Origin of the sequence: Cetobacterium sp., assembly GCF_051653945.1 — a bacterium.
Classification (GTDB): domain Bacteria; phylum Fusobacteriota; class Fusobacteriia; order Fusobacteriales; family Fusobacteriaceae; genus Cetobacterium_A.
This window is the reverse complement of sequence record NZ_JBOFXD010000106.1, coordinates 1-13,314: the sequence shown is the minus strand read 5'-3', so window position 1 is coordinate 13,314 and position 13,314 is coordinate 1. Positions and strand designations below refer to the sequence as shown.

Sequence of the window (13,314 nt, the reverse complement as noted above, 5' to 3'; positions counted from 1 at the left end):
GTACCATAAGGGGCTGTCTGTAAAACTCCTACTATCCCAGCTACGACCAGAGGGAGAAAGCGATGAGTTAAGTGACTATCTCTTGCCAGAAGTTATTTTATCTTTTGTATTTTACAAAAAGTTCGCTCAGCGGACTTTTTACATGGCGGAGATTGCAGCTAGAAGATAAGTAAATATATTTCCGCCTAAACTTTCAAAAATTATGGTAGATAATATGTCTTTCATAGTTGCGAGCTTATGTGGCTGTGGCCGTGGGCACGAGGTCTTAAGACCGAGTAGAGACCCATCCCCCAAGAGGCGACTAAAATAAAACGGTACCTTAACCGGGGATGCCAGCGAAAGATGTTTTTTTAAAAAATTACCTGGGCCGGCCTGTACTAAAAAAACATCTGTAGCGACGCCGGCGGGGGATGGGCCCCGGCCACCAAGCGAGGCCGCCGTAAATAACGGACTGGCTAAGGCGAGCCGAGTGTGCCTCTTGTACTAGCAGTAAATACGTTATTTATTTTTTAATTTTAGGGAACAAATTCTAACAAGGAGATGTTCCTTTATTTTTTTTAAATTTTCAAGTATACTAAACTTATGCAAAGAGAGGGGGAATTGAAATAAAAAAGATTAGATTTACAATACCTTATTTTATAAAAGAAAAAATAAAAGAAGATGAAATACATTTTAATCTATTAACAGGAGAGATTGGAAATAAACTATTTAATTATTATTCCAATAAAGAGATAGAAAGTTTAGATATAAAATTTTCTAAAGGTGAAATTATTCAATTTAATTTAAATAAGTTAAATGATGAGCTTTATTATATAGTTTTGAAGGAACATGAAGTCCAAAATGAAGCAGAGTTTTTTAGAAATATTTTTTTTAAATACTTAGATAATCCTAGATATATAAGAGAACAGATTTTATTTTCAGAAATTTTTGAAAAGTTACAATTAGCTTTAAAAGAAAAAAAAAAAGTTAATATTAAATATAGCGGAGAAATCAGAACCATAAATCCATATTTTTTAAAAGTAGCACCTGGAGAGGATAGAACCTATATTTTTTCTTATTGTGAAAAAAATGAGGATTATAGAAATTATAGGATTGCTAATATTGAAAATATATCTCTATCAAAATATAACATTGAGTTTAAAGATTTAGAATATATTAATAATATTGATAAAAATTTTGATCCATTTTTATCTTTTGGAAGAAATATAAAAATTAAGATAAATGAAGAAGGGCAAAAATTATTTGAAAGAGTTATTTTAAATAGACCAAAGGTATTAGAGAAATCTGGAGATATATGGTTTTTAGAGTGTACTAATAGATTAGCGAAAATATATTTTCCACAATTTTTGTCAAATGTTGAAATATTAGAACCACTTGATTTAAGAGAGTGGTTTAAAAAAGAATTAGAAAAATCATTAGATAGATATTTATAGGGAGGTTTTCGTGAAAAAAATTTGGGAAGAAATTTTATGCGAAGAAAATGGTTATCAGTTAATTATAGAAAGAAAAGAATTTTCTCAATTAGAGGAGAATATAACTGAAATAGAGATAATAGAGAAAAATTTAGAAGATGAAAAGTTAATAGTTGATAATGAGAAAGTAATTGATATTTTAAAGAGATTCTTGAAAAGCTATATAAACAATAGAAATCAAGATTTAACACAATGGTTAGTTGAAAAATTAAAAGAAGAGTTTCCAGAAAAAACTCAAGAACAATTAATAAAGGAGTCTAAAGAGTTAATAGCTGGTGTTAAGTTAGTAAAAGAAGAATGTGAGTTAGTAAAAGAAAAGAGAGCTTTAGGAATATCACCAAGTGATATATTAGCTAAAGATATTGCTAGAGGAATGTTTGGTAATACAATTTCAAAAGTTAAAGAAAAATTAAAATCTACAAGTAAAGCTATTGAAAAGGAAAATATATCCAGCATATATAAAATAGCTAAAGGTATAGAGATAGTGCCAAATGTTATTGCTTTTAATAATATGACAAGATATTTTGACAATATTAATGAAGTTATAGCAAAAGGAAATCAAAAGATGATAGATTCTTTGACTACTAAAGCAGGAATTATAAATCAAAATCCTCAGCTTGATGGCTTTATATTTGAACAGTTCCATGAAAATACATTTAACATTGATGCTGCTTTAAAAGATATTACAGGAATTAGAGCTGAAGCTCTTGTTCCTAAACTAGGAACAGGTTATGGAAAAAATTCTGTAGATTTAGTTGTAAAATTAAAAAAAGGGGAAACAGAATACATAGTTAAAAAATATCAAGCCAAGCTTAGCGATAATCCTGAAAAGCTTTTTAAAAATGGAAACTATAAGTTTCAAAGAAGACTTTATGGTGAAGGGTATGAAAAGATTGGAAATACAAAAGTTGAATATGAAGGAATAGAAAGTAGTACTTTATCTAAATTAAATGCAAAAGTTATCCAAAAAGAGGTCCAAGAAGGAAATTTAGATGCTGCAAAACAAACTTTTGAAAATAATGTAGATGTAAAAATTTTATCAAAACAGATTGCAAAACAAGCTTTAACATCAGCTACTATAGGAATGGGAGTAGGAATGGCTTTCTTTGCTGGAATAAAATTAACTGAAGGAGAAGAGATAAAAGCTGAAGAAATCATAATAGATGGATTAAAAGCTGGAGGTAGTGTAGGGCTTTCAACTGCAATAGCTGGAGGATTAAAAACTGCTGTAGAAAAGAGAATTATTAAAGGTGTTGCTGCAAATATTTTAAAGAATAATAACGTTGTTGGAACGATAGCTTTCTCTGCCCTTTCTTTAGTTGGAGTAGCCTCTTCAGTTGGTAATGGAGATATGACTTTGAAAGAAGGGCTAAAAGAAACTGCTTCAATATTAGCTGGAACTTATGGTGGGATTAAAGGAGGTCTTGTTGGTATAGCTTTAGCTGGAGGAGTTATAGCAAGTGTTGGAACTATTTTAGCTCCAATAGTTGCAGTAACAGCTGGAACCGTTGGTTGCATAGCTGGCTCTACTATAGCTAGTAATATTGCTAAAGGATCTACAGAAATAGCAGATGCAGTGGTTAGTGGTGTAAAAGATGTAGCTAAAGCTGGGTATAATGCTGTAAAAAATGTAGCAAGTGCTACATGGAATGCAACTAAAAACACAGCATCTAAAGCAGTTTCATTTGTAAAAAATTTATGGCCGTTTTAGAAAGAGTTGATATATCTGGAGGAAAAGAGAGAAAAATGAAAACAAATCTAAAGAAATATTTAAGGGCAAGAAGGCCAATAATTTGGTGTAATACTAATAACTATGATGAAATTGATAGTCTAGTAACAGAAATTACCACTGAGTATACTAATAAAGTCATTTATGAATTTAGAGCTTTAGGAGCAATAGATTTTGAAACAAAAGAGATAAGTGAAGAGGTAAAAAGATTATATGATTTTTTAGAAACTATATATTCTGATGGTTTTGAAAAACAAGTTTTTTTAATTTTAAAAAATGTAGATGAGGACATAAAAAATGTAGAAACATTAGCATACTTAAAAAGAATAGCAGAATTGAATTATAAAAATTATAACTATAATTTTTTTACAATAATAGTTACTAATTCTTTAGAGATTCCATTAGAAATAGAGGATTATACAAGTATATTAGAAGAAAGAAAACTAGATGAAGAGGAAATTTCTTCTTATATTTTTGAATTTTGCAAAAAAAACGAAATAAAATTTGATATGAATGAAATAAAAGATATATCAATTCTTCTAAAAGGGCTGAAAACTCTTGAAATAAATCATGTTTTAAATATGATGCTAGAAGAAGATCGAATTTTATCTATTAGAAATAAACATATAATTATAAAAGAAAAAGGGCAATTAATAAAAAAATCTAATATTCTAGAATTAGTTAATTTTAAAGAAAAAATAGAAGATATTGGAGGTCTTCAACATTTAAAAAAGTGGTTAAATAATAAATCGATTATTTTTAAAAATTTAGAAGGAGCTAAAAATTTTGGAGTAGATACACCAAAAGGTGTTCTTTTAGTTGGAATGCCTGGATGTGGAAAAAGTTTAGCAGCTAAAGCAAGTGCAAGACTATTTAACACACCATTATTAAGATTAGATATAGGCCGGTTACTGGGAAAATATGTAGGTGAATCAGAACACAATATGAGAGAAGCTTTAAAAACAGCTGAATCAATTAGTCCTTGCATATTATGGATAGATGAAATAGAAAAAGCTTTCTCTGGAATAGAGCAAAGTGGTGGAGCAAGTGATATAACTAAAAGATTATTTGGACATTTTTTAACATGGTTGCAAGAAAAAGAAAGTGCAGTATTCGTTGTAGCTACAGCTAATGATATATCATCATTTCCACCTGAATTTTTAAGAAAAGGAAGATTTGATGAAATATTTTTTATAGACTTTCCTAATGAACAAGAAAGAGAAAGAATTTTTGAAATTCACTTAGAAAAAAGAAGAAAGAATTTAAAGAATTTTGATTGTTTAAAATTAGCAAAAGAAACTTCAGGATATTGTGGTGCTGATATAGAGGAAGTTATAAAATTATCTATAGAAGAAGCTTTTATAAAAAATAAAGAATTAGTAATTGATAACTTATTAAAAAATATAAAAGAAATAGAACCATTATCGTTAACTTTGAAGGATAAGATTAAAGTTATGAGAGAAAATATAGAAAAGTTTAGGCTGAAAGATGCATCAAAGAGTATACAAGATGATATAGATGAAATAATTAAAGATAATAAAAATATAGATAAAGATATTGAATTTTTAAAAAATAAAGAATTAGTTTTAGTTAAAGGTGAAAATTATAAAGCTGCTAATTCTTACTATAATAAAAATAGAGTTAATTATGATTTAAAAGTTGGAAAATATCAAGTAACTCAAAATATATGGCAAAAAATAATGAAAAATAATCCTAGTAAATTTTTAGGATCTGAAAAACCTGTTGATTCTGTTTCTTGGTGGGAAGCCCTAGAGTTTTGTAATAAATTAAGTATAGCTTGTGGACTAGATCCTGTTTATAAAATAGTAATCAGAGAAGAAAGAAAGTTTTTAAATATTATTCAACTAGATGGAAAAATTGTATCTCCAGAAAATGTAAATTTTAAAAAGACAGAAGGATTTAGACTACCAACAGAATTAGAATGGGAATGGTTTGCTTCTGGAGGAGAAATAAATTTACAAAATGATACAAATTATTCGTTCTCAGGGAGTGATGTGCTACAAAAAGTGGGATGGTTTAAAGAAAATTCTCTTAACGAAACTAAAAGAGTCGGATTAAAGCATTCAAATCAAATAGGAATTTATGATTGTAGTGGAAATGTATGGGAATGGTGTTTTGATTCTTTTAGTGAAGATAAATTGCCATTAAATAAAACTTATATCTATAATGGTTCAGAAAATAGAAATAGGTTGAGAGGTGGAAGTTGGGATAGTCTGTCTTTAGATTGCAGAATTTCAAGTAGAGGAAAGCTATCAAAAACTGTTAAAAGTAGCCGGATAGGATTTAGGGTAGTTAGGACGGTTTGATCATTTATAAAGTAATTAAATTTTAAATATATGGAGGAAAAATGAAGACAAATCTAAAGAAATATTTAAGGGCAAGAAGGCCAATAATTTGGTGTAATACTTCAGATTATAAAGAAATAGATGATTTATTAAAAGAAGCAATAAAAGATATTAATAATAAAATAGTATATGAGTTTAGAGCATTAGGTGCAGTAGATTTTGAAACAAAAGAGATAAGTGAAGAAATAAAGAGCTTATATAATTTTTTAGATATAATTTGCTCAGAAGGGTATGAGAATAATATATTTCTTTTGGTAAAAAACTCTAAAGTTGAAATGGAAAAACATGAGGTACTAGCATATCTTAAAAAAATTGCAGAATTGAGATATTGTAATCCAAACTATAATTTTACAGTTATTGTAATTAGTGATTCCAACAATGTACCAAAGGAATTAGAAAAATTTACAAGTATTTTAGAGGTACAAAATATGACTCAAGATGAGATAGAAAAATATATTTTGAATTTTGGAAAAATTCATGAAGTAAAAATAGATTTAGAAGATATTGGAGAAATAGCAATTTCTTTAAAAGGTTTAAGTAAATTAGAGATAGATCATGTTTTAAATATGATGATAGAGAATAAAAAAAATATATCTATATCAGATAGAAACATAATTATAAGAGAAAAAGGGCAAATAATAAAGAAATCTGCAGTATTAGAACTTATTGATTTTAAGGAAAAAATAACAGATATTGGAGGATTAGAAGGACTAAAAGAATGGCTAGAAGAAAGTGCTCAAGTTTTTAGAAGGCTAGATGAAGCAGAAAGTTATGGCGTAGATACTCCTAAAGGTGTTCTTTTAGTTGGAATGCCTGGATGTGGAAAAAGTTTAGCAGCTAAAGCAACTGCAAGACTATTTAATGCTCCATTATTAAGACTTGATATAGGAAGATTACTGGGAAAATATGTAGGTGAATCAGAATACAACATGAGAGTAGCTTTAAAGACTGCTGAATCAATAAGTCCTTGTATTTTATGGATAGATGAGATAGAAAAAGCTTTCTCAGGAATAGACCAAAGTGGTGGAGCAAGTGATATTACAAAAAGATTATTTGGACAATTCCTTACATGGTTGCAGGAGAAAGAAAATACAGTATTTGTAGTGGCAACAGCAAATGATATTTCAACATTCCCACCTGAATTTTTAAGAAAAGGAAGATTTGATGAAGTTTTCTTTGTAGATTTTCCTACTCAAGATGAAAGAGAGAAAATTTTTGGGATTCATTTAGAGAAAAGGTATAAGAATAGAGATGATTTTGATATATTAAAACTTGCTAAAGCAACAGAAGGATATTGTGGAGCAGATATAGAAGAAATAGTAAAGTTGACATTAAAAAGAGCTTTTATTAATGGAGATGAAGATATAGATACTCAAGATCTTTTAGATAATATTAAGGAGATTGATTCTTTATCGACAATATTAGCAGATAAAATTGAAATTTTAAAAAAAGGATTTGAAAAGTTTAAAATAAAATCTGCATCTAAAAAAAATATGGTAAGAAATAAAAAAATTATAATGAAATCAGAGAATAAAAATATGATATTTGTACAAGGAGGAAAATATATCTCTTCGATGTTTCCAATGGAAAGACAAATTGGAGATCTCTTGGTATCAAAATATTTAGTAACTAGAAAAATATGGGCAGAAGAGAATAAAAACTTTATATTAAATAATGATGAAAATTTAGCAATGTCTAATATTAATTGGTTAGAAGCTATTAAATTTTGTAATAAATTAAGTTTAAAGGAAAATCTAACTCCTGTCTATAAAATTCAAAATGAAGTTTTAGTTAAAATAGTTTATTCAAATAATAGCGAAGTTGATTTAAATAAAGCAGATTTTAGTATGACAGAGGGATATAGACTTCCTACAGAATTAGAATGGGAATGGTTCGCTCGTGGGGGAGAAATAGCTATACAAGATGGAACTTTTGATACTGCATTTTCAGGAAGCAACAATCCAGATGAAGTTGCTCTTTATAATAATGGAGGAGTTGAAATGACTGTAGGAACAAAGAAATCTAACGAACTAGGGTTATATGATTGTAGTGGATTAGTTTTTGAGTGGTGTTATGATAGCGAAGTAGATATATATACTTCAAAGTTTATTCCTGAAGAAAGACCTTATATTTTCTCAGAATTTAATGATCGAAAAAAAATGAGAGGAGGATCTTCTTGTAGTAATTTAGATAGTATTTTTGTTAATCATATCAATAATGAAAATTCCAGAAGTATAAATTATTTGTCATCAGATGATATAATTGGTTTTAGAATTGTTAGAAGTATTTAAAAAGAACATTTTTATGAAAAGATTCTTTTAAATATCTAATTTATATATTCAGGAATTTAATTAAATATTTGCATTAATTTTAGAATAACCAAAATCTTATTACTATAAAAAATTATTAAATTTTAAGAGGCAGCCCAATTCAGAAAATAGAAATAGCTTCAAGAATTATGTCAGATACATACACAGTAGAAGATTATAGATATATTTTGGAAAATATAATAGAAGATTAAGAGAGTTTAAAAATTTGAATTAAATTTTTGGAGGTTTTTTATGTTTAAAATATTTGATATTTTTGAAGACTATAAAACGGGTCAACCAAGGTCAACTTCAGGTAAATCTAAAGATATTAAAGCAACGGAAACTATTAAAACATTGGTTTCATGGTATACAGGAGATAGCAGTGAGGAAGTAGACGAAAGACTAAAAGAAAACTCAAAAATTTATCGTACTTTGAAAAAAGGTGAAAAATTACAAGAAAATCCAGTTGATAGTTTGTTAAATTCATATAAGGCAGAGGCCGAATCAAATTTAAAAGTAAAATTGAAATTTAGTAATGGAGCTATTATCTTTTGTGGATTATTAAATACTTTTGAACATAGTGGAATTTATATTGGAGAGGGTTCAGTAGTCGAATTAAATGGAGATGGAAAAATAAGAAAAATTTCAATTAACAAGTTTTTAACATCATCTGAATTTAGAAATAATAAATTATACACATTTGTTGATAAAAATAATATTCCCATATGTACTTATTCTTTTTCTCAACGAGCAGAAAAAATGTTAAATTTAAATAGAAACTATCATGTTATTTTTGATAATTGTCATCAATTTACTTCTGGTTGCATAACTAATAATTTTGAAAATGCTGACAATGCTTTTTGGATGTTAAAATTAACTATTGAGAAAAGATTAAGTTGTAAAATTTTTATAAGAGAAGTAGAAATTTAAAGAAGTAAAGTGTAATTTTTTATTCAAGAAACCCCGCCTGCTGAGAGAGCCGATATTCGGCGGGGACAAGCCAGCGATGAAGCATATATCTCCAGTGAGAGATAGGGATGTCAGTCGCTGGCTTTTTTCTTTCATAAAAAACGTGTGGGCTTGGGCCACCCCCGCCGCTCTTCCCCCCAAGCCCCCCTTCCGGCATCCCCCGTCAAGGTACTCCCTTTTTGGTGGGACCGCTCTTTGGGGTAGCCAATGCCTTTCCCTCATTTTGCTCCCTCTGGGATAGAATCAGGCTTTTTTTCGCTGAGATTGTAAAGGAGAAAGTACGTCTCAGCAAAGCCTTCATGAGCAAGAGGCAGCAACTACGCCCACACTCAATAATTCCCTCCCTCCCTTTACTGCTATCTTGTTGGGACATTCCCATTTTTTAGTAAGTAGAGCTAGACATACTATCTATCATAGTTTTTAAAGTTTAGGCGGAAATAAATTTATCTATCTTCTAGCTATAATCTCCGCCATATAAAAGTCCACCTGGTGAACTTTTCAAATAAAAACTATAAATAAAACACAATATATAGTAATTTTATTTTACCAAATACTAGATGTAGTAAAATTCTAAAATAAAATCTTTTATCCTTGTAGACCTTTTTTTTCTGATGTATACTTTATCTAGAATACAGGAGGAGATTAATGGAGAGATTAGAGTTTCAAGAAATAAAAACTATAAACTATTATAACCATAGAGATGATATATGCTCTAAGGTTTATTATAATGAAATAATAGATGCTATTGTAATTTTAGATTTTAATATAACTGAGATTGATAACAGTGGTGTTTTTTCATATAGAGAGTACACAAACCTTCAGAATCAATTTATGAAAAAGTATAAATTTTTATATAGATTTTGTAATGAAAATTTTAATAGAGAAAACCTATGTAAGATTTTAGAGAAAACTTTAGAGATTCCATTAGTTCCAACTAAAAATGTTGGGCGTACTGGAGTTGATGCATCTTATCTTGAACATCACTTTGAAACTGTTTTCTTTGAGCTTTATGGAGAGGATAGCTATGACCTTCTTTCAAAAGAGGAGCAGCTAATTGGATTTCAAGGTGAAAATATTTTTGCTGATTATGTTGTAGAAAAGTTAGATGAGAAGGTTGTAATAGAGGAAAATGGGGAAAGTTATCATCATCCACAGAAAACTGGTTTATCTAAATATATAAAGCAGATTGAAAGACAAAATGCATTGGTTTATCAAGGATACAAAGTTTTTAGATTTTCAACTAATGAGATTGAGTTTAAAGATAGAATGGTTGAAGAGATGAAAATATACTTGGGAAGTAAAGAGGAGTTTATTCCTCAGAGATTATTAATTCAAGATAGAAAATATAAACTCTATGAACACCAAAACTTAACTCTTAATCAACTTCAGGAAATGAGAAAAGAGGGAATCAAATCAACTGTTATAGTTCTTCCAACTGGAACTGGAAAATCAACTATAGCTGAAGAGGATATAAAACTATTTCTCCAGGAGAAACCAAAAGCCAGAGTTTTAATATTAGTTCCAACTTTAGCTTTAAAAAATCAATGGATAAAAAATTTAAATATAACTTTCTCTGAAAAATTAATTGGTGACTCTATAGATAATCAAATTCATGTTTCAACATATTCTGGAATTATAAATAGAAAAAATGAATTTAAACCTGATGATTTCAGATATATAGTTGTAGATGAAGCTCATCATAGTGTTGCTCCAGGTATGGCTAAAATATTAAAATATTTTAATGCAGACTTTTTACTAGGAATGACTGCAACTCCAGAGCGTCTTGATAAGAAAAAATTAGAATCAATATTCTCTACAACAGAGGTTAATCTAACTTTAAAAGAAGCTATAGAAGATGGAATTTGTTCTCCCATTAGAATCTTTAGATTAGAAAGTAATATAGATCTATCAGAAGTTAGGTTTAATGGAAAGGATTATATCTCAGGAGATTTAGAAAAGAAGATTGTTGTTGCTTCTAGAAATGAACTTATAGCTGATACAATAGATAAATACTTTGGAAAAGATGTAGATGGCCTTTCTACAAAACAGGGAATAGTATTTTGTGTTAATGTAGCTCATGCATCTATGATGGCAAAACTACTTAATGAAAGAGGTATAAGTGCTGCTGCAGTTTCTGGAAAAGATAGAGATTCACAAAAAAATATTGAGAAGTATTTAAATGGAGAGATTAGATTTCTTACTTCATGTCAACTTATATCAGAGGGTTGGGATGCTCCAAAAACTTCTGTAATAGTTATGGCTAGGCCTACAATGTCAAAAGTAATCTATTATCAACAGCTAGGAAGAGGAACACGAAGAGCTGAGAATAAGGAAGCTCTCTATCTTATAGATGTAGTTGATAACTACTCTTTTTCTTCTGTACCTTGGACAGCTAACTCACTTTTTAAAAATCCATTATATTCACCTTTTGGAGATGTTTTAACAGGAGTTAGATCTTGGAATGGAGAGATGATTTACCTGGAACATATTTTGGAAAAAGAGATAAATTTACAAGAGGTTGATATAGAAACTTTTGAAAGTATCTATGGAGATTACATAAGTTCTGAAGAACTTGCTAGAGAGTTATTCCTTTCTACAGATACTATAACTGCTTGGATAAAAAAAGGAGAAATAGTTCCTGATTATTCAACTAAATTAGGAAGGGTTAATTATTATAAATTTAAACCTGAAAGAGTTAAAGAGATAAGAGTTTTAAAAAATCTGAAAAAAAGAGATGAAACTACAATCTTAGATGATTTCTGGGAGTTTATAGAGGAAGGAAGTTATAGTCTTTCATATAAAATAATATTTATATTGGCTTTAATTAAAAATCTTGAAAAAGATGGAGAAGCTGATTTTGAAAAGGTTAAAGCTGATTACATAAGTTACTATAGAAAGCGTTTGGAGGATGGATTACCAGTGGATAAAAAGTCATGTCCATATACAGCTGAGTATTTAAATAGTGATAAAGAGATAACAAGAAATATCATAGTTAATCCTTTTGAGAAGTTTGAAAGAAAGAGATTTATCTATTATGGAAAAGATCTTAAAAATATCGGATTTAGCTTTTACTTATGGCAAAAGGTAGATTCTGATTTTATAAAAAAACTAAAAGAAAAGATGCTAAAAGATTTAGAAAACTACTATAAAGATTTAAGTGGAGCAGGAGATACATCAATTTTTAAATAGTATAATTTTGAAAGTCTACCTGGTGGACTTTTTGTATCCCCCTACTCTTTACTTATATTGTTATATCTTATATAATAATACAGAGTAAAATCAAAGATGATTTTAATTTTATAGATAAGGAGAAACAAAGTATGATGGAATTTTTAAGAGATTTAAATACAATATTACAACCAATAACTTTTTTACTTTTATTATTAGTTTTAATAAAGTTAAATAAAAGAAAATAATAATGGAGGTAGAGCGCTGAAGAAAAAATTAAACGGTACTCAAATTATTATAGGAAAGTTAAATTTCTCTGAAAAGGGTTATACTAAAGACATAATAAATAAAAAAGCTGTTGAAGTAGTAAATAGTTCATTAAAGGCTTTTGAATATATGGCAAAAATACAAAATACAGCAGAAGATGAAAGAGAAAAAGAGAAGGAAAGATTAGTAAAAGAAAAAACATTAGATCCTTTTCTAAATAGCTATTAAAATAAAAAGCCTGAGAAAATTCTCAGGTTTTTTATATATCTACTTTATTTTCCATTTGTTTTATTGATTTTTTTAATCTCTTTAAATTCTTTTTACTATAGAATGGATCTGTATCAACTTCAAAAGGAATTTTTCTTTCTCTAGCTAATTTCTTAGCAAAAATAGTAAAAGCTACGTTTAAAGGTATTCCTATTTCTTCACAAATTTTATCAAGCTCTTTTTTTAACTTTTTGTCTATTTTAAAATTAATTTTAGATTGAGACATACGGTCATCTCCTTAAAATATTTATAAATAATTACATATTCTAACTGAATTAAAAAATAGAGGGCAACCATCACAAATCCCTCTATTTACTACTGAATCACCTTTGAATAACTTTAAAACTTTCAATTATTTCATTTAAAAATTAAAAAACTTCTTTAAAATAAATTAATCTACTAACATTTAAATCTATTTCCTCAACATAATAGTTAGATAAAACAACTTCACGATTTGTTAAAACTTTTTAAAAACTCCTCCTTTTAAAAATTAAAACATCTTTGAAACTGTGTGATGGCTATTTTAACTGCTTTAAATTCTTTTCTATCTTCTAACTATTATTGTAACTTTTAGACGTTTATTTTTTTAAAAAAAGTTTTAATTTTTGGAGAAAATTATTTTGATATGAAAAGTCCGCTGAGCGAACTTTTTGTAAAATACAAAAGATAAAATAACTTCTGGCAAGAGATAGTCACTTAACTCATCGCTTTCTCCCTCTGGTCGTAGCTGGGATAGTAGGAGTTTTACAGACAGCCCCTTATGGTAC

Annotated in this window: 7 protein-coding genes; 6 read left to right on the top strand and 1 reads right to left on the bottom strand. The window is 28.4% G+C overall.

The annotated features are described in order from the left end of the window. The first annotated feature begins 818 nt into the window (after positions 1-818). From ACRC8M_RS10945 to ACRC8M_RS10920, 6 genes are all read left to right on the top strand, one after another. Positions 819-1,433 carry a WYL domain-containing protein gene (locus ACRC8M_RS10945; protein WP_438529153.1) on the top strand — a complete coding sequence of 205 codons (615 nt, stop codon included), beginning with the start codon at positions 819-821 and terminating at the stop codon, positions 1,431-1,433. A 10-nt stretch (positions 1,434-1,443) separates the two neighbouring features. Beyond that, positions 1,444-3,183, top strand: coding sequence for a hypothetical protein (locus tag ACRC8M_RS10940; RefSeq protein ID WP_438529152.1), 1,740 nt, complete (start codon positions 1,444-1,446; stop codon positions 3,181-3,183). Positions 3,184-3,218: 35 nt separating this feature from the next. Beyond that, on the top strand, positions 3,219-5,528 hold the full coding sequence (locus ACRC8M_RS10935) for an SUMF1/EgtB/PvdO family nonheme iron enzyme (protein WP_438529151.1): 2,310 nt from the start codon (positions 3,219-3,221) through the stop codon (positions 5,526-5,528). Between the two features lie 41 nt (positions 5,529-5,569). After that, positions 5,570-7,858 (top strand): AAA family ATPase, encoded by a 2,289-nt coding sequence (locus ACRC8M_RS10930; RefSeq protein WP_438529150.1) that lies wholly within the window; start codon positions 5,570-5,572, stop codon positions 7,856-7,858. 270 nt (positions 7,859-8,128) lie between these two features. Further along, positions 8,129-8,806: a lecithin retinol acyltransferase family protein gene (locus ACRC8M_RS10925; protein ID WP_438529149.1), complete on the top strand. Its 678-nt coding sequence runs from the start codon at positions 8,129-8,131 to the stop codon at positions 8,804-8,806. A gap of 684 nt (positions 8,807-9,490) precedes the next feature. After that, positions 9,491-12,034, top strand: a complete 2,544-nt coding sequence (locus ACRC8M_RS10920; RefSeq protein WP_438529148.1) for a DEAD/DEAH box helicase family protein — start codon at positions 9,491-9,493, stop codon at positions 12,032-12,034. Between the two features lie 505 nt (positions 12,035-12,539). Here ACRC8M_RS10920 and ACRC8M_RS10915 read toward each other — a convergent pair. Beyond that, positions 12,540-12,773, bottom strand: coding sequence for a type II toxin-antitoxin system RelB/DinJ family antitoxin (locus ACRC8M_RS10915; RefSeq protein WP_438529147.1), 234 nt, complete (start codon positions 12,771-12,773; stop codon positions 12,540-12,542). Positions 12,774-13,314: the final 541 nt, after the last annotated feature.

Bases quoted from the DNA above. Each gene is read 5' to 3' on its own strand.
- ACRC8M_RS10935 (WP_438529151.1), top strand. From the start codon at position 3,219: ATGAAAACAAATCTAAAGAAATATTTAAGGGCAAGAAGGCCAATAATT.
- ACRC8M_RS10930 (WP_438529150.1), top strand. From the start codon at position 5,570: ATGAAGACAAATCTAAAGAAATATTTAAGGGCAAGAAGGCCAATAATT.
- ACRC8M_RS10925 (WP_438529149.1), top strand. From the start codon at position 8,129: ATGTTTAAAATATTTGATATTTTTGAAGACTATAAAACGGGTCAACCA.
- ACRC8M_RS10920 (WP_438529148.1), top strand. From the start codon at position 9,491: ATGGAGAGATTAGAGTTTCAAGAAATAAAAACTATAAACTATTATAAC.
- ACRC8M_RS10915 (WP_438529147.1), bottom strand. From the start codon at position 12,773: ATGTCTCAATCTAAAATTAATTTTAAAATAGACAAAAAGTTAAAAAAA.